General features: G+C 68.2%; 13 protein-coding genes. 3 read left to right on the top strand and 10 right to left on the bottom strand.

Translation table 11 applies throughout. The features are described from left to right. Window positions 1-20: 20 nt before the first annotated feature. Window positions 21-2,525, top strand: a complete 2,505-nt coding sequence (locus EV643_RS05800) for a DEAD/DEAH box helicase (RefSeq protein WP_133798911.1) — start codon at window positions 21-23, stop codon at window positions 2,523-2,525. Between the two features lie 26 nt (window positions 2,526-2,551). Here EV643_RS05800 and murA read toward each other — a convergent pair whose 3' ends face one another. Then, window positions 2,552-3,838 (bottom strand): UDP-N-acetylglucosamine 1-carboxyvinyltransferase, encoded by a 1,287-nt coding sequence (gene murA, locus EV643_RS05795; protein ID WP_133798910.1) that lies wholly within the window; start codon window positions 3,836-3,838, stop codon window positions 2,552-2,554. Between the two features lie 48 nt (window positions 3,839-3,886). Here murA and EV643_RS05790 point away from each other — a divergent pair, with 48 nt between their 5' ends. Further along, complete coding sequence (locus EV643_RS05790; protein WP_133798909.1) at window positions 3,887-4,471, top strand: cob(I)yrinic acid a,c-diamide adenosyltransferase; 585 nt, start codon at window positions 3,887-3,889, stop codon at window positions 4,469-4,471. 316 nt (window positions 4,472-4,787) lie between these two features. Next, window positions 4,788-5,837, top strand: coding sequence for an SGNH/GDSL hydrolase family protein (locus EV643_RS05785; RefSeq protein WP_202869408.1), 1,050 nt, complete (start codon window positions 4,788-4,790; stop codon window positions 5,835-5,837). Between the two features lie 20 nt (window positions 5,838-5,857). Here EV643_RS05785 and EV643_RS05780 read toward each other — a convergent pair whose 3' ends face one another. From EV643_RS05780 to EV643_RS05740, 9 genes are read right to left on the bottom strand one after another with little or no spacing between them, the layout of a single operon-like run. After that, entirely contained in the window at window positions 5,858-6,799 is a 942-nt protein-coding gene (locus tag EV643_RS05780) for an MBL fold metallo-hydrolase (protein WP_133798908.1), read from the bottom strand. A 3-nt stretch (window positions 6,800-6,802) separates the two neighbouring features. After that, window positions 6,803-7,576, bottom strand: coding sequence for an enoyl-CoA hydratase/isomerase family protein (locus EV643_RS05775; protein WP_133798907.1), 774 nt, complete (start codon window positions 7,574-7,576; stop codon window positions 6,803-6,805). Continuing rightward, window positions 7,569-8,699 carry a carbohydrate ABC transporter substrate-binding protein gene (locus EV643_RS05770; protein ID WP_133798906.1) on the bottom strand — a complete coding sequence of 377 codons (1,131 nt, stop codon included), beginning with the start codon at window positions 8,697-8,699 and terminating at the stop codon, window positions 7,569-7,571. The genes EV643_RS05775 and EV643_RS05770 overlap by 8 nt, the downstream gene beginning before the upstream one ends. Continuing rightward, complete coding sequence (locus tag EV643_RS05765) at window positions 8,696-9,934, bottom strand: CaiB/BaiF CoA transferase family protein (protein ID WP_133798905.1); 1,239 nt, start codon at window positions 9,932-9,934, stop codon at window positions 8,696-8,698. Before EV643_RS05765 ends, EV643_RS05770 begins: the two co-directional genes overlap by 4 nt. Next, on the bottom strand, window positions 9,931-10,689 hold the full coding sequence (locus EV643_RS05760; protein WP_133798904.1) for an SDR family NAD(P)-dependent oxidoreductase: 759 nt from the start codon (window positions 10,687-10,689) through the stop codon (window positions 9,931-9,933). Before EV643_RS05760 ends, EV643_RS05765 begins: the two co-directional genes overlap by 4 nt. Before the next feature lie 15 nt (window positions 10,690-10,704). Further along, window positions 10,705-12,606, bottom strand: a complete 1,902-nt coding sequence (locus EV643_RS05755) for a right-handed parallel beta-helix repeat-containing protein (protein ID WP_202869407.1) — start codon at window positions 12,604-12,606, stop codon at window positions 10,705-10,707. Between the two features lie 7 nt (window positions 12,607-12,613). Continuing rightward, window positions 12,614-14,482, bottom strand: coding sequence for a right-handed parallel beta-helix repeat-containing protein (locus EV643_RS05750; protein ID WP_133798903.1), 1,869 nt, complete (start codon window positions 14,480-14,482; stop codon window positions 12,614-12,616). Between the two features lie 20 nt (window positions 14,483-14,502). After that, window positions 14,503-15,312 carry an RraA family protein gene (locus tag EV643_RS05745; RefSeq protein ID WP_202869406.1) on the bottom strand — a complete coding sequence of 270 codons (810 nt, stop codon included), beginning with the start codon at window positions 15,310-15,312 and terminating at the stop codon, window positions 14,503-14,505. A gap of 40 nt (window positions 15,313-15,352) precedes the next feature. Further along, a complete protein-coding gene (locus EV643_RS05740) occupies window positions 15,353-17,323 on the bottom strand; it encodes a DUF8034 domain-containing protein (RefSeq protein ID WP_133798901.1) in 1,971 nt (656 codons plus the stop codon). Between the last annotated feature and the right edge of the window lie 3 nt (window positions 17,324-17,326).

Below are 17,326 nucleotides of genomic sequence, written 5' to 3'. Positions count from 1 at the left end.
ATGCGGGACAATGGGTGGCGATGACGCTGACCGAGAAGCTGCCGGATACTACTGATCCCGACGCCCTGTACGACGCCTTCGCCAGCTGGGTCGGTGCGCAGGGGATCTCGCTGTACCCGGCGCAGGAGGAAGCGCTGATCGAGGTGATGACCGGGTCGAACGTGATCCTGTCCACCCCGACCGGCTCCGGCAAGAGCCTGGTCGCCACCGGTTCGCACTTCGCCGCGCTCGCGAACGGCCGGCGGACCTTCTACACCGCCCCGATCAAGGCGCTGGTGTCGGAGAAGTTCTTCGCGCTCTGCGACATCTTCGGCGCCGACAAGGTCGGCATGCTCACCGGTGACGCCTCGGTCAACTCGACCGCGCCGATCATCTGCTGCACCGCCGAGGTACTCGCGAACGTCGCCCTCCGCGAAGGCGCCGCGGCCGACGTCGGCCAGGTGGTGATGGACGAGTTCCACTTCTACTCCGAACCTGATCGCGGCTGGGCCTGGCAGGTACCGCTGCTCGAGCTGCCGAACGCGCAGTTCATCCTGATGTCCGCGACCCTCGGCGACGTGGAGCGCTTCAAGATCGACCTCAACCGCCGTACTGGCCGGTCGACCGCGATCGTGTCGTCGGCCGAGCGACCGGTGCCGTTGATCTACAAGTACGTGACGACCGCGCTGCACGAGACGCTCGAGGAACTGCTCACCACCCACCAGTCCCCCGTGTACGTCGTCCACTTCACCCAGGCGGCCGCGCTCGAACGGGCCCAGGCGCTGATGAGCATCAACGTCTCCTCACGCGAGGAGAAGGACAAGATCAACGACCTGATCGGTCATTTCCGGTTCAGCCCGGGCTTCGGCAAGACCCTGCAACGACTGGTCAAGCACGGGATCGGGGTGCACCACGCCGGCATGCTGCCGAAGTACCGGCGACTGGTCGAACAGCTCGCCCAGGCCGGTCTGCTCAAGGTCATCTGCGGTACCGACACCCTCGGCGTCGGCATCAACGTACCGATCCGGACCGTGGTGCTGACCGCGCTCAGCAAGTACGACGGACGCCGGCAACGCATCCTCAAGGCGCGCGAGTTCCACCAGATCGCCGGGCGCGCGGGCCGGGCGGGGTACGACACGTCCGGCACCGTCGTCGTCCAGGCACCCGACCACGTCGTGGAGAACGTCAAGGCGCTCGCGAAGGCCGGTGACGACCCGAAGAAGCAGCGCAAGGTGCAGCGGAAGAAGCCGCCGGAGGGGTTCGTCACCTGGGGCGAGGACACCTTCGACCGGCTGGTCGCCGCCGAGCCCGAGGCGCTGCGGTCCCGGATGCGGGTCAGCCACGCGATGCTGCTGAACGTGATCGCCCGCGACGGCGACGCGTTCGCCAGCATGCGGCAACTGCTGCGCGACAACCACGAGGAGTCCAAGAACCAGGTCCGGCTGATCCGCCGGGCGATCCAGATCTACCGGACCCTGGTCACCGCCGGCGTGGTCGAGCGGCTGGACGAGCCGGACGAGTACGGCCGGACCCTGCGGCTGACGGTCGATCTGCAGAAGGACTTCAGCCTCAACCAGCCGCTGTCCACGTTCGCCCTGGCCGCGCTCGATCTGCTCGACCCCGACGACCCGGCGTACCCGCTGGACGTGGTCTCCGTGATCGAGGCGACGCTGGAGGACCCGCGCGCCGTCCTGATGGCGCAGGAACACCACGCGCGCGGCGAGGCCGTGAACGCGATGAAGGCCGAGGGCATCGAGTACGACGAGCGGATGGAACTGCTCGAGGACGTCAGCTGGCCGAAACCGCTGGAGGAGTTGCTCTCGGCAACGTTCGAGATGTACCGCCAGTCGCACCCGTGGATCGCGGACGCCGGACTGTCGCCGAAGTCCGTGGTACGGGACATGTTCGAGCGGGCGATGACGTTCGGCGAGTTCATCGGGTACTACGGGCTGGCGAGATCCGAGGGGATCGTGCTGCGGTACCTGAGCGACGCGTACAAGGCGCTCCGGCAGACCGTGCCGCCGGACAAGGTGAACGAGGACCTGACCGACCTGATCGAGTGGCTCGGCGAGGTGGTCCGGCAGACCGACTCCAGCCTGCTGGACGAGTGGGAGGAGCTCACCAACCCATCTTCGGAAGAGGAGGCGGTCGCCCCTGTCCCGGCCGGACCGCGCCGGATCACCCTGAACACCAGGGCCTTCCGCGTCCTCGTCCGGAACGCCATGTTCCGCCGCGTCGAACTACTCGCCCTTCACCGCTGGGCCGAACTCGGCCAACTCGACACCGAATCCGGCTGGGACGCCGCCCGCTGGGCCGAAGCCGGCACGACGTACTACGAGGAGCACGACACAGTCGGCACCGGCCCCGCCGCCCGCGGGCCCGCCCTCTTCCTGGTCGAGGAACACCCCGGCTACTGGGAAGTCCAGCAAATCATCGACGACCCCGACGGCAACCACGACTGGCGCATCTCGGCCACCGTGGACCTGGCAGCCTCCGACGAGGCCGCCGACCTGGTCCTGGAACTGGTGTCCGTCAAACCGCTCTGATCACGGTCGGCCGGGATGCGGGGTCATCAGTTCCAGTAGGGGCCGGCGTCGTCGGGCTCGACTACCACGTCGGCGCCGAGGCGGCGGAGGTTGCCGGCGAAGTCCGTGTACCCGCGGTGCACGTGGTGCGCGGCGGCGACGATCGTCTCGCCCTCGGCCGCGAGACCGGCTACAACGAGGGCGGCGCCGGCGCGGATGTCGCTGGCGACGACCGGCGCGCCGGACAACCGCGGTACGCCGCGGATGACCGCGTGGTGCCCGTCGGTCTGGACCTGTGCCCCGAGCCGGGTGAGCTCCTGGGCGAACGTGAACCGGCCCTCGAACAGGTTTTCGGTGACCATCGCGGCTCCGTCACTGACCGCGTTCATCGCGATACAGAACGCCTGCAGGTCGGTCGGGAACCCGGGGTACGGCAGCGTGACCACGTCCACCGACTTGGGCCGGTCCGGCATCACGACGCGGAAGCCCGGGTTCAGCACGGTGATCTCGGCGCCGGCCTTGTGCAACTTGTCGAGCGGCAGTTCGAGGTGCTCGGAGCGGCCGTTGGTGATGGTGACGTCGCCCTTGGTGATCGCGGCCGCGAACGCCCAGCTGCCGCTGACGATCCGGTCAGGTACGACGAGGTGGTCGACCGGCTGCAGCAGCCCCTGAACACCGGTGACCTCGATCCGCGGCGACCCGGCACCGTCGATCTGGGCGCCCATCTCGACCAGCATCTCGGCGATGTCCTGGATCTCCGGCTCGCGGGCCGCGTTCTCGATCACGGTGCTGCCCTTGGCGAGTACGGCGGCCATCATGATCGTCTCGGTCGCCCCGACACTCGGGAAGTCCAGCCAGACCTCGGCGCCGTGCAACCCCTGCGGCGCCTCGGCGATGACGAAACCGTGCTCGATGTGCACCTTCGCGCCCATCGCCTCCAGCCCGGCCACGTGCATGTTCAGCCCGCGCGACCCGATGTTGTCGCCGCCCGGCAACGCGACCTCGGCACGCCCGCAGCGCCCGAGCAACGGTCCGAGCACCGAGATGGAGGCGCGCAGCTTCCGGACCAACGCGTAGTCGCACTGGTGCCCGATCTCGGCCGGCACCGCGATCGTCGCCGTACCGGAGTCGCCGTCGACCTTCACCGAGCAGCCCAGCGTGTCCAGCAGTTGGGCCATGAAGGTGACGTCCAGGATCCCCGGCACCTGCCGCAGCGTCGTCGTACCCTCTGCCAGCAGCGCCGCCGCCATCAGTTTGAGCACACTGTTCTTCGCGCCGGCCACCTCGACCGAGCCCTCGAGCCGTGCCTCGCCCGCAATCCGAAACCGTTCCACCCGCCGACTGTATCTGCTTGCGGTCTGGACTCTGCGTAGAGTCCTTCCATGGCTGTGAACTTGACCCGGATCTATACCCGGACCGGAGACGCCGGCGAGACCCGCCTGGGCGACATGAGCAAGACTTCCAAAACCGACCCGCGGCTGGCGGCGTACGGCGAGGTCGACGAGGCGAACAGCGCGATCGGCGTCGCGATCGCCGCGGGTCACCTGAACAGCGCGCTGGTGGTGCTGCTGACCAGGATCCAGAACGACCTGTTCGACGTCGGCGCCGACCTGTGCAACCCGATCGTGCCCGAGCCGGAGTACCCGCCGCTGCGGATCACCCAGGACTACATCGACCGGCTCGAGGGCTGGTGCGACGAGTACAACCACCGGCTGACCAAGCTCCGCTCCTTCATCCTCCCCGGCGGCACCGAGGGCGCCGCCTACCTGAACGTCGCCCGCACCGTCGTACGCCGCGCCGAACGGGCCGGCTGGGCCGCCGTCGAAGCCCACGGCCCGTCCGTCAACCTGCTCGCCCTGACCTACCTCAACCGCCTCTCCGACCTCCTCTTCATCCTCGGCCGCGTAGCCAACCTCTCCTCCGGCGGCGACGTCCTCTGGATCCCCGGCGGCGACCGCCAAGCGTGACCGCTCGGCTCGGGGATCGGGCCGTTCGTCGCAGTGGGTCTGGCGAGCCGTTGTGGTTATATCTATTCAGCCTTGACTTGTCACCATGACTACTTCCTCTTGGCGCCGAGTGGGCGCGAGCATTCTGGTGACGGCGATGGCGGCAGTGGGGTTCGCGGACACCGCCGCCGGGCCGAATACGACGGCTGCGGGGACGGCTGAGCTTGCGGGGACGGCAGTGCCGGCGGGATCGGGGGGTGGCGAAGGTGGGACTCATCAGGTGGCTACCTGGGGGGCTGCTGATGATGTTGCCGGGGGCACTCTCGGGGATGTGACCGTGCGTAACATCCTTCGGACCAGTGTGGGTGGTCGGGAGTTGCGGATTCGGTTGTCCAATGCGTACGGGGACCAGCCGTTGGTACTGGACTCGGTCTACGTGGGACGGCACCAGGGTGGTGCGGCCGTCGTGGCGGGGTCCAGTCGGCGGTTGACCTTCGGTGGTAAGACGTCGGTGCGGATTCCGGCGGGGGCGATGGCGATCAGCGACCCGTTGGCCGGGGAGGTCGCCGCTCGGGAGAGCCTGACGGTGAGCCTGCACGTGGTCGGCGGTACCGGTGTCATCACGGCGCACAACCGGGCCATGCAGCACAGCTACAAGTCCGTATCCGGCGACCACGCGGCGGACGAGTCGGCGACCCCGTTCCAGACCGAGTCTTCTGCTTGGTTCTTCCTCAACGCGGCGATCGTCACCACGCCGCGGCAGGTCGCAGCCGTCGCCACGCTGGGCGATTCGATCACGTCCGCCGTCGGGACGACCATCGACCAGAACCGCCGCTGGCCGGACATCCTCGCGAACCGGCTCGGTGATCTGCCCGAACACCGACGGCTGGGTGTCGTCAACGAGGGCATCTCCGGCAACCGGGTGCTGGACGGGGTCGCCAAGCCAGGCAGCGCCGGAGCCAGCGCGCTCGCCCGCCTCGACAAGGACGTGCTGACCAAGCCCGGCGTACGGACCGTGCTGCTGCTGGAGGGGATCAACGACATCTACGGCGGGGCGACCGCGGACCGGGTGATCGACGGCTACCGCCAACTGATCGCGAGAGTGCACGCGAGCGGCCGGTGCATCGTCGGCGGCACGCTCACTCCGGTCGGCGGGTCATTCGTCTTCACCGAGGAGAAGGAGGCCGTTCGGCAGCAGGTCAACGAATTCGTTCGCAGCAGTGGCGAGTTCGACGGTGTGGTCGACTTCGACGCCGCCACTCGCGACCCGGCCGAGCCGACCAGGTTGCAGGCCGCGTACAACGGCGGCGACGGCTTGCATCCGAACGACGCGGGCAACCTGGCGATGGGCAACGCCGCCGATCTCGACACGTTGCGCTGCTCCTGAGGGTTGCGCTGTGAGTGAGGTCAGCCGGGGTGGTGCCAGCGCGGCTCGGCGCCACCCTGGCGGGCCAGGAGTTCGAGATGTGCCCGGGCCATCCGCACGGTCTGCAAGCAGAGCCCGCCGAAGTCACCCAGCTCCGTCCCGATCGCCCCGGCCAACTCGCGGACAGTCAGCGAACCCCGCCGACGCAGCAGCATGACCGTCAACTCGTGGACGTCGTCAACCCACTCCAGGCTCTCCGAGATCCGCCGCCTGCCCTGGTCCGCGGTCAGTACCTCGCCATGCGACGGGACCAGAGCGTCGAAGTCCAACTCCAGCAAGCGGTTCAGCCCTACGACGTACCGCTCGACATCCGTATAGAGCGGCGCCAGCCACACCGAGCTGTCGAGGTACGGCTGGCCTCGCCCCTGGACGTCGTCGAACCCGAAGAGCGTGCGCGTCCGTTCATCCAGTACTGCTATGTGCCCCGGACTGTGACCGCTGGTGGTGATCACCCGTAACGGGCGCTCACCGCTCGGCAGCAGATCACCGTCTCGCAGCAGCACGTCCACGCGAACCCGGTCCCCGAGCATGCCGAGCAAGTCGGCCCGCTCCCCCTCGTCCAGAGCAAGCGCCGCTGGATCGGATCCCCACAGCTCGGCCAGCAGCGCCTCGTTGTCCTCCAGCCAGCCGGCTTCGAGCGCCGGGGCGGCCAGCCGCGCACCGCTGTGGTCCTTGAGGATCGCGTTGCCACCCATGTGGTCAGGGTGCGCGTGGCTGTTCACCACCAGGGTCAGATCGGCGAGGTCGAGTCCCAGTTTCCTCAGCTCAGGACCGGTCGCCGCCTCCGGGGTCGAGGCGATACCCGCATCAAGCAGGACCAGCTCGTCGCCTGCGTCGATCACGTGCAGCCACAGCGGTAAGCCACACACATGCGGATAGTCCGTCGCCAGCCGATGCACTCCGGGCGCGATCTCCTCAGGCATCGCTCACCGCCCCTCGAAGCTGCCGGTACGCCGTTCCGCGAACGCGGCCCGGCCCTCGGTGGCGTCCCGCGTCCCCATCGCCACCGCTTGCAACTCACGCTCGTACTGAATCGCCGGCTCGAGTCCCATCGACAGGGCGGCCCGCAGATTGGCCTTGGCGGCCTGCGCCGCGATCGGTGGCCGCGCCGCGATCCGGTGCGCAAGTTCGATCGCTGCCGGCAACAACTCGTCAGCAGGCAGGACCCGGCTCACCAGTCCGGTCCGCAACGCCTCGGCGGCATCGATCGGATCACCGGTCAGCAGCATCGTCGCCACGTCGCTCGCCGCCAGGCTCGCGGCCAGCAGCGCGGTCACCCCGCCACCTCCGATCCAGCCCAGCTTGATCTCGGCCGCGGCGAAGGTGGCCCGGTCGGCGGCCAGCCGGATGTCGCAGGACAGCGCCAGCTCCAGACCGCCACCGAAGGCGTAACCGTTGATCGCGGCAACCACCGGAGTACGCAGCGCCCGGAGCGCATCGCAGTAGTCGCGCCGATTGCGGAACTGCCAAGGCCCGTCGTAGCGGTCGAGCTCGCCGATGTCGCTGCCGACCGAGAAGGCCCGGTCACCTGCTCCGGTGATCACGACCGCCCGTATGTCGCGGTCGTCGTCGATCCGCGGGATCAGGTCCAGCAACTGCTCGCTCATCGCCCGCGTCGCCGCGTTCAGCTTCGCCGGGCGATCCAGCGTCAGGAGGCCGACGCGACCGTCCCTCTCGAAACAGATCCGGCCGTCATCCATGGCACACCTCCACTGCGTCCCGGACCCGGGCGCGATAGTCCGCTTCGATCCTGTCCACCGCCACGGCCGGGTCGCCGTCGCTGCCCAGTAATTCCCGAACGCGTTCCGAAAGCTCGTCCTGGAAGGCGATCCAGCCGTCGAACCGAGGCCGGATGTACGCCGATTCGAGCGTGCTCAGTGTCGCGCTGTAGTGCCCGTTCCAAGCCTCGTCCACCAGGCCGGACGACCAGACCGCGGCCGTGGCGGACTGACCGCCGACCGGCGATACGACGTCCAGCTGGGTACCGACGTCGAGCAGACCACGCGCGTACTTCGTCACGGCGAGGACCCGGTCGTAGGCCCTTCGCGTCACCGCGAGACCAGTGCCGCCGAGGGTGCTCGCGGCCAGATCGTCGTCCACTCGGAGTCGCGGGGCAGCCGACCACGCGAGCGGCTTCCGATCACCGGACGCCGTGCCATAGTAGGCATAGCTGTAGACGAGCGGACAGCACACCAGCTCGTTGCTGATGGCAAGCAGCTCGTGGATCGCGATCGGGTCCAGCTCGGCAGCCTCGTGATCGCTGCGTCGCCAGATCGCGCGCAGCAGCCGGATCGCCTCGATCGAACGGTTGCGATCCAGCAGCCCCGTCCGCGATCGATCACCGGCGAGACCCAGCAAACTCAACCCCGCATGGGGGCCTGCGACGCAGAGCAGCACTCCAGACATCCGGAGAATGTCGGACCAGGTCGTCGGCACTGGTCCGGTCAACAGATCGGGTCGAAACAGACAGACCTGTGTCGCGGCATCGAGCGGCAGCGCCCAGGTCATCCCGTGCAAGTGGTAGCTCTGCCAGGTCTGCCCGACGGAGCGCGACCGCCACACTTCGAGGTCGCGGGCCGCGAACACGTCCTCGACCGGCAGAACGGCGCCGGCCTCGATCGCCGCACCGAGGCCCGGGTGGTCGACGACAAGCAGGTCGTAGCGCTCCGTCAGCGCAGCCAGCGGCTCGGACTCGAACCCGGACAACGGCTGCCGATCCCACTGCACCCGTACGCCGGGCGCGCCGCCGGCCGCCTCGAACGCCTCCAGCGGGCGATAGCCCCGAGGGTGGTCCCAGGTCAGCCCGCGCAGTTCCACCGTCACGGCGACACCACGACCTCGTCACCGGCCGGGTCGAGCCGAACCTCGCCGGCCCGCACGACGCCACGCCGTACGAGCTCGTCGCGCCGCTCGCCGGACACACCCAGCTCGGTCAGCAGTTCGTCGGTGTGCTGTCCGGTCAACGGCGCCGACCGCCGGACGTCTGGAGGAGTACGGTCAAACTTGTACGGGAATCCAGGCGTCGTCACCGTGCCCTCGGTCGGGTGCTCGTAAGTCACGAACGACCCGTTGTGCAGCACCTGCGGATCCGTCTGGACGTCGGCGTAGTCGTACACCGGGCCGCACCAGATCCCGCGCTCGCGTAGCTTCATCAACCAGTACCGCGTGTCCTCCCGGCGCAACTCAGCCGACACGACGGCGGAGATCTCGTCGCGCCGGACGAACCCGTCTCGCTCCGCGTCCAGCGCAGCCAAGCCGGGCGCCTCCAACACCTCGGCGAGCACCGACAGGTCGGCAAAGGCGAGCGAGAGGTAGCCGTCTGCGGTGGCGAAGATCCCGTACGGCGCGCGGATGTAGCTGTGCGCGTGCACCTCCGCCGACCTGGTCTGCGGAACTCCGCCGACGGTGTGCACGGAGAGCTCCTGCATCTGCATCGCGATCACCGCGTCGAGCATGTTCACCTGGACCAGCTGACCTTCGCCCGTACGCTCGCGGTGCAGCAACGCGGCGAGCACCCCCTCGAACGCGCTGTACGCCGTCACCGCGTCGGCGAGGAAGAAGGGTGCGGCCACCGGCGGTTCACCCGGGCGGCCGGCGCTGAACAAGGCCCCGCTCATCGCCTGGACGAGCAGGTCCTGACCCGGCCACTCGGCGTACGGCCCGGTCTCGCCGTACCCCGAGACCGACACGTACACCAGCTCGGGCCGCAGCTCCCGAAGCGTCTCGTAGTCGACGCCGAGCCGCGCGGCGACACCGGGCCGGTAGTTCTGCAGGAATACGTCCGCGGTGCGCACCAGTTCGTAGAGCAGCTCGCGGCCCTCGCCGCTCTTGAGGTTCACGGCGAGACTGCGCTTGTTGCGGTTCAGCGACAGGAACGAGGCGTTCACCTCGGACCCGGTCGCGCCGCCGGCGGCGGTGTGCCGCTGCCACTCCCCCGCGGTCGGCTCGACCTTGACCACGTCCGCGCCGAGGTCGCCGAGCCGCATCGCGGCCAGCGGCCCGGCCATCGCCACGGAGAGGTCGAGCACCCGGTAACCGGCCAGGATTCCCGTGCTCATTGGGCCGTCCATCCGGCGTCGACCGGAAGCACCGCGCCGGTGACGAAGGAGGCGTCGTCGCTGGCCAGGAAGGCGATCGCGGCCGCGACCTCTTCGGGCCGCCCGATCCGGCCGAGCGCGTGATGCCGGTCGACCATCGCCTGCATGGCGCCCGGATCGTCGGCCCCGCCGACCTTGCCGTTGCGGATCAACGGGGTGTCGATCAGGCCGGGCGCGACACAGTTCGCCCGAACTCCGGCGCGACCGTGGTCGAGGGCCATCGCCCGGGTCAGGTTCTCCACCCCGGCCTTGGCCGCGCAGTACGCCGACCGGTTCCGTTCGCCGACGGTGCCGATCGCCGACGAGATCGTCACGATCGCGCCGCCGCCCTGGTCCAGGAAGCCGGGCAGCACCGCCCGGCAGGAGTGGTAGACCCCGGTCAGGTCGACGTCCAGGATCGTCCGCCACTGCTCCGGGGTGGTGTTCGGCACGGTGTCGCAGACGTCGACCCCGGCGGCGCTGACCAGCACGTGCACGCCGCCGAGCTCGACCGTCACCGCCCCCACCACCTCCTCAGTACGGTCGGGGTCGGTGACGTCCAGGTGGTAGCCGCGGCCGCCGAGCTCGGCGCCCAGCTTCTCCGCCGCCACCCCGTCGCGGTCGCAGACCACGACGGTGCCACCTTCCGCGGCGATCCGGCGGGCGGTGGCCGCGCCGATCCCGGAGCCGGCTCCGGTGATCAGCGCGACCTTGCCTTTGAATCGTTCGGTGTCCATAACAGTTTGGGAACCTCAGGGCTTCTCGTAGGGGAAGGACGGCAGTACGCCGATCCGGTCGTACTGCATCCGGGAGTCGTCGAACCCGGCCTCCCAGCTGACGTTGGCGAAGGTGGAGCACGGTCCCGCGGACGGCCCGTGATACGGATCGCTCTCGGTGTTCGTCACCTTCACGTCGGAGAACGCGAATCCGCAGCCGCCGAAGTCCATGTGCACGCCGTACGGCTTGCTGTCCGGCATCGACGGATCGGCGTGGGCATCGTCGATGATCAGCTGCGACACGGCCGCGTCCGGGGTGTACGGCGGTTGGTTGCGGACGCCATACGCGTAGAACGGACCGGTGTCGCCGCTGTCCTTGGCGAGGTGGGACAACCGGACATGGTGGACCTGGTTGCCGCCGGTGTAGTTGTCGGCGTTCGGGATCTCCGGCCGGGACTCGATGCTGATGCCGTACCGGGCGCCGTGCTCGACCACGGTGTGGCTGATCTCGTTGCGACCGCTGTTCATGATCTCGACACCGGCCGAGTCGCCGGGCACCAGTTCGCCGACGTGGTGGATGTAGTTGTTGGTGAAGGTGTTGTCGTGGGCGAGGTCGCCCTCACCCGGCCAGCCGCCTTCGACCTTGATGCCGTCGTTGCCGAGGTGCTCGAGCAAGCTGTCCGAGACGGTGGTGCGCTCGTTGGCGAAGAGCAGCTCGATCGCGGTGAACCCCGTCTGCTGGATGTGCAGCCGGGTCAACCGAACCCCGCGCGTGTTGGTCAGCGTGATCGCGCCCCAACGGTTGCGCGGCAGCTCGATCTGCGTGTCGTACTTCGGGTACTTGTGCTTGAAGCCGGAGTCGCCGGTGCCGTTCCAGCCGTAGCGATACCAGTCCATGAAGTCGGTGTGCTGGATCGCCAGGCCGTCGAGCGTCAGGTTCTCCACCCGGCGACTGGTCGATGCGCCGGTGAGCGTGAACACCTGGGTGACTGTCGGCCGCAGGACCTCGACGCCGTCCATCGTGCCGCCGGCCGGCTTGTAGTACAGCTGTTTCGCCGGGTAGTCCAGGTAGTACTCGCCCGCCTGGTCGAGCAGGCTGAGCGAGTTCTGCACGAAGTACCGCGAGCCGCCGCCGGAGTTGATGAACCCGTACCGCGCCGGGTAGACCAGCGTCGTCCGCCGCTTGGTGAAGTTGATGTCCAGCATCGGAACCGTGTCGGTGAACCACGACCAGGATCCGCCCGACCAGACCGTGACCTGCGCCGGCCACGACGTACCGAGCCGCAGATCCCAGGCCGGATCGATGTCCCCGGCGTTGAACCCGATCTGGTCCCGGACCGCTTCCTTGGTCGGGTCGAACAGGATCGAGCGCAGGTACGGCGCCCATTCCTCGTCCGACCGCCGGTTCGGGTACCGCGCGGTTGTCGCCCGCTGCCCCTCGGCGTACACCGTGTAGAACGGCTGGTCCACGTCCACCGGCGCCTTGAAGATGCCGTCCTTGTACGGCGTCCAACCGGTGACTTCGGTGGCGCCTTCGAACACCGCCTTTCCTGGACCGTCCGCACTCCGGTAGACGACCTGCTGGCCGTTCGACCCGGAGTCGCGGTCGTCGAAGGTGATCGTCTTGTCGACCTTGTAGGTACCGGCCTTCAGGTTGACCACCAGGTCGCAGGACAGGTGCTTGTTCAGGTTGCGTGCGCGGATGGTGTCGCGGGCATGCTCAACCGTCCGCCACGGCTTGGCCTGGGTGCCGATCGCCGAGTCGTTTCCGTCCGGCGACACCCAGAACGACGTGCAACCGGCCTGGTGAGCACCAGGCGCGGCGCCGGCACCCAGCGCCGAGCCGCCGAAGACCGCCGCCGGCACCAACAGACCGACCGCCAGCCCGATGATCAGCCCTGATCCCCAGCGAAGCGATCGATGACAACTGAGTGACATTGTCGGCTCACCGGCCTGTCACGTCGTACGGGAAGGTGGGCAGGACGCCGATCTTGTCGTACTCCATCTTCGACGCGTCGAAACCCGTCACCCAGTTGGCGTTGGTGACCTGGTTGCACTTGTACGACTGGTACTTGTCGTCGGAGACCTTCCCGACCTCGATGTCGGCGAACGAGAACCCACAACCGCCGGCGTCCATGTGCACGCCGCGGGTACCGCCGGCGTCCGGCATTGACGGGTCGGGGATCACGTCACCGATGACCACCTGCTCCACGGTGTTCTGCACCGGGTGCGGCTCCTGGTTGTCGATGCCGTAGGTGTAGAAGGCGCCCATGTCGCCGCTGTCCAGGCCGACCTGTTCCAGCCGGATGTACTTGAAGCTGTTGCCGGACGTGTACTGATCGCCGTCCTTCACCTCCGGTCGCGACTCCAGGCTGATGCCGTACCGGGCGCTGTGCTTCACGACGATGTTGGAGATCGTGTTGTTGCCGGTGTCCATCAGCTCGATGCCGGCCGCGTCACCCGGTACCAGTTCGCCGATGTGGTCGATGAAGACGTTCGAGATGGTGTGGTGGTTGCTCAGGTCACCTTCACCCGGCCAGCCGCCTTCCACCTTGATGCCATCGGCACCGATGTTCTCCAGCAGGCTGTCGGTGATCCGGGTGTGGTCGTTGGCGAACAGCAGGTAGATCCCGGTGAAGCCCGTGTCGGACAGACGCAACCGCGACAGGTCGATGTTGCTCGTGTTCGTCAGCCGGATCGCGCCGAAGCGGTTCCGCGGCATCTCGATCTGCCGGTCGTACTCCGGGTACTTGTGCTCGAGGCCGGCGTCCCCACTGGACACCCACCCGTTGCGGTACCAGGTGACGAAGTCGGAGTACTGCACACCAAGCCCGTCGAACGTCACATCATGCAGCCGCTGATCAGGCGAAGCACCAGCGAGATCCAGGACTGTCTTCACGGTCGGCCGCAGCACCCGGACGCCGTCCATCGTGCCGCCGCGCGGCTTGTAGTAGACCTCGCCGGCCTTGTAGTCGAGGTAGTACTCGCCCGGCTGGTCGAGGAAGCTGAGCGAGTTGTGGAAGAAGTACCGCGAACCGCCGCGGCTGTTGACCATCGCGTAGCGGGTCCAGTGCTTCAGCGTCGTCTGCGTCTTCTTGAAGTTCGTATCCAGCAGCGGGATCGTGTCGGTGAACCACGACCACGACCCGCCCGACCAGATGGTCACCGACGCCTGGCTCAGGTCCCAGGTGGGGTCCCAGTCACCGGGCGTGCCCCACATCCAGTTGCGCACGTCCATCTTGTCCTCTTCGTAGAGGATGGACGTCAGGTACGGCGACCAGGTGTCCTCGGTGCCGCGGTTCGGGTATCGGGCGTTCGTAGCTCGGGTGCCGTCCTCGAACAGCGTGTAGAACGGCTTCGACGGATCCACCTTCGCCTTGTAGATCCCGTCCTTGTACGGCGCCCAGCCGGTGATCTCCTCGCCACCGAACAGCGTCGCTTTACCCGGTCCGTCGACGCTGCGGTAGATCACGCGGTGCCCGTTGGTCCCGGAGTCGCGCTGGTCGAACTGGATGGTCGACGAGACGGGATACTCGCCGGTCTTGAGGTTGACGGTGATGTCACAACCCATGTGGGCGGTGTCGTTGAGTTTCTGCGCCCGGATCTCGTCACGGGCCCGGGTGATCGTCTTCCAGGGGTCCTTCTCGGTGCCCTTGCCGGCGTCGTCGCCGTCGGTCGCCAGGTAGAAGTTCTCGCACTTGGCCGCGCCGGCAGGCTGGGTGTTCAGGTTGACGGCTGCCACGGTCACCAGGGCCGTGGCAACCAGACCGGCGCCGACGCTCAACGCCGTACGCCTGCTGCTGTGTCTGGACATGTGGGCGGGGTCCTCTCAGATCAGTCTCCGGCGTTGCCGTTCTGGGTGGAATTCTGGGCACGCCAGCTCTCGTACTCGAGGCGGGTCTTCTCGGTCAGGGGGTAGTAGTCGCGCAGCGGTGCGCCCTCGTCGATCCGGCGCCGGCTGAACTTCTCCCAGGCGTCGTGCTCGGCAGCCGCCTGTACGACGGCCTCCGCGCGCTGTCGTGGTACGACGACAGCGCCGTCGTCGTCGGCAACGACCAGATCGCCTGGCAGGGTCAGGACGCCGCCGACCGCGACCGGGACGTTGTACGCCCAGGGGAACAACTCGGACTGGGACGCGTAGTGCGGGGTGGCTCCGGTCGACCAGATCGGCACGTCGAGCTGCGAGACCCGCGGTACGTCGCGGATCCGGCCGTCCACCACGATGCCGGCGCCGCCACGGAGCTTGAAGTAGCGGACCAGCATGTCGCCGAAGCAGCCGGTGGTGTGGCTGCCGTAGGCCTGGACCACCAGGACGTCGCCGGGCTGGACCTCGTCGAGCACGGCCCACAGCGCCGTACTGCGCTCGATGTACTCCTGCGTCTGGCCGTCGGCGATGTCCTCGCGCTGCGGCATGAACTGCAGGGTGAGGGCCCGGCCGACCACCTTCTTGCCCGGGAACATGCTGGTCGGGCCGTCGAGGAAGGTCCGGCGAATCCCCTGTCCGTGCAACCGGGCGCAGGCGGTGGCCGCGCCGATCTCGGACAGCCGCGACACGAGGCCGGGATCGGGCGCCGGCGGAGTGTCGCCGCGCACCGGCAGGTCCCAGATCGGAACCGCCGGAGCTTGTTCGATACCGCTGCTCAAGATATGTCTCCTAGTACTCGTGATGGCTTGATCGGGAAGGTCAGTCGGCGGGCAGCGCCACGTGGGCCGCCTGGTAGGCGTTCCGGGTCAGCTCCAGCTCCAGCCGGATGGTCCGGCCGGGTGGCATGGTCACCTCAAGACGGTTGCCGCCGACAACGATCGTCTCGGTCCCCGGCGTCGGCGGCGGCGATGTGTACGCGGGCGACGGGCCGGGGTAGTCACCCTTCGCGGTGGTGACGACGGCCTCGTCGATCCGGTCGGTGCCGAAGCTGCCGGCCTGGACGATCACGCGGCGGGTCTGGGTCGCGGACAGGTTGACCAGCTGCAACCCGGTGCGATCGGACTCGACCGTGTCGACCAGCGCGGCGACATCGGCGGGGAGACCGGGGCGACCGCGTTCAGGGTCGAGGTACAGCACGCGTAACGGCAGCAGACCACCGTTGTAGAGGAGTTGCGGCGTACCAGTGGTCAGCTGGAGCAGTGCCTCGGTCGCGACCGGGTTGTGGCGTTGCCAGTGGTGGATGTTCATCTCGGCCGGGTCGGTGGTGTCGACGGCCATCAGGTCCATCCGGCGTTGAACCTGGGAGAGCGCGACACCGAGCATTGCCTCGGGATAGCCGGGGTTGTCACCCGCGAGGTAGGCGAGCCAGGGCGCCTCGTGACCGGCGTCCTCCTTGTTCCGGAAGTCGCGCACGGTCCGCCAGTCGTAGCCGCTGCGTTCCCTGAGCTGTCGCAGCCGTTCACGATCGGACGACTCGAAGGAGGCTTGCCACAACCAGGTCGGCAGACCCAGCTGCGGCGGCTGGTAGTCGGACCAGCCGTCGTCGCCGTGCCGGTTCGGGATCAGGAGAGTCGGCGTCGCGCAGTCCTCACCGAGCTCGGCCTGCCACCGGTCGCGGATGCTCATCTCGGTCTCGTCGACTGCGCCGATGGTGCCACGCTCGTACAGGTGGTCCAGCAGCTTCCGCGCGATGTCGAGCCTGCTCGAGTCGCCTGTCAGGAGTACGCCGTTCAACGCCGCGATGCAGGCCGCGGAGCCGACGCTGTAGACGCCATGCGGCCAGTTCCAGCCGTAGTTGCCGCCGTACCAGCGTCCGTCGTGCAACTCGCCGACCTCACCGCTCGGACCGACGTTGTCCGGGAGCAGGCCGCCGTTGGCCGCGGCGCGTTGCTGCCAGGCGTCGAGGTACTCCAGCGTCCAGGCCGCGAACCGGTCGTTGTGGTCGTAGAGCCAGGCGTTGGCGGTCAGCGTGGTCGCCGCCAGGTTCACCGCGACGTCGCCGGCGCCGAGCCGCCGGATCATCTCCGCACCCATCAGGTCGGCCTTGGCCGGATCCTTGAGGTCGTCCCAGGTCTGGATCCCCGGTACGCCGGGCAGCGGCAGCCCGAAGATGCGCATGTTCGTGAGATCGGCGCCGTACGAGCGCCACTCGTCGCTGATCCCCCAGCGCGGACCACTGCCACCGTTGTGCGGTGCGCGGATCGTCTTCGTGGCCGCGTCGTAGTTACCGGCCGGCGAGCCGGGCAGATACAGCTCTGCGAAGCGGTACGCCCGCTCGCGGAACTCCTCGTCGCCCGGGTCGGCCGCACAGAGCGAGTAGAAGAAGATCATCGACTCGCCGATGTGGAACCAGTCGTACCCGCGCTCGAACTCGTCGACCAGGAAGCCCAGGTCGGTGAGCTGGCGCGTGACACCTTCCCAGTGCCACTTGGCGACGTCGATCAGGTCGTCCGCGCCACCGAGCTGGTAGAGCACCGGCCAGTTCACGAACGCCTCGTAGAAGTCGTCCGCGCCGTCCCGGCTGGCAACGGGTCCGGAGTACCGGAGGCTGCCGTCGGGCAGGCAGTAGCGTTCGCGGAACAGCCACCAGCCCTCGTCCATCACGTCGAACAGGCGGCGTTGCATGATCGCCCACGCAGGCGGGCTCCCCACTGGCGTCTGGGCGACGACAGTCGGCGGGGGTGTGACAGTGCCTGGGACTGCGGCTGTGACACGCGAACTGCTGGTCATCGT

This window comes from Kribbella caucasensis, assembly GCF_004361855.1.
GTDB lineage: Bacteria > Actinomycetota > Actinomycetes > Propionibacteriales > Kribbellaceae > Kribbella > Kribbella caucasensis.
This window is presented reverse-complemented; position numbering and strand designations above follow the sequence as displayed.

Coding starts and splice junctions, on each gene's coding strand:
- EV643_RS05800 (WP_133798911.1), top strand. CDS start 21: ATGACGCTGACCGAGAAGCTGCCGGATACTACTGATCCCGACGCCCTG.
- EV643_RS05790 (WP_133798909.1), top strand. CDS start 3,887: ATGGCTGTGAACTTGACCCGGATCTATACCCGGACCGGAGACGCCGGC.
- EV643_RS05780 (WP_133798908.1), bottom strand. CDS start 6,799: ATGCCTGAGGAGATCGCGCCCGGAGTGCATCGGCTGGCGACGGACTAT.
- EV643_RS05775 (WP_133798907.1), bottom strand. CDS start 7,576: ATGGATGACGGCCGGATCTGTTTCGAGAGGGACGGTCGCGTCGGCCTC.
- EV643_RS05765 (WP_133798905.1), bottom strand. CDS start 9,934: ATGAGCACGGGAATCCTGGCCGGTTACCGGGTGCTCGACCTCTCCGTG.
- EV643_RS05760 (WP_133798904.1), bottom strand. CDS start 10,689: ATGGACACCGAACGATTCAAAGGCAAGGTCGCGCTGATCACCGGAGCC.
- EV643_RS05755 (WP_202869407.1), bottom strand. CDS start 12,606: ATGTCACTCAGTTGTCATCGATCGCTTCGCTGGGGATCAGGGCTGATC.
- EV643_RS05750 (WP_133798903.1), bottom strand. CDS start 14,482: ATGTCCAGACACAGCAGCAGGCGTACGGCGTTGAGCGTCGGCGCCGGT.
- EV643_RS05740 (WP_133798901.1), bottom strand. CDS start 17,323: ATGACCAGCAGTTCGCGTGTCACAGCCGCAGTCCCAGGCACTGTCACA.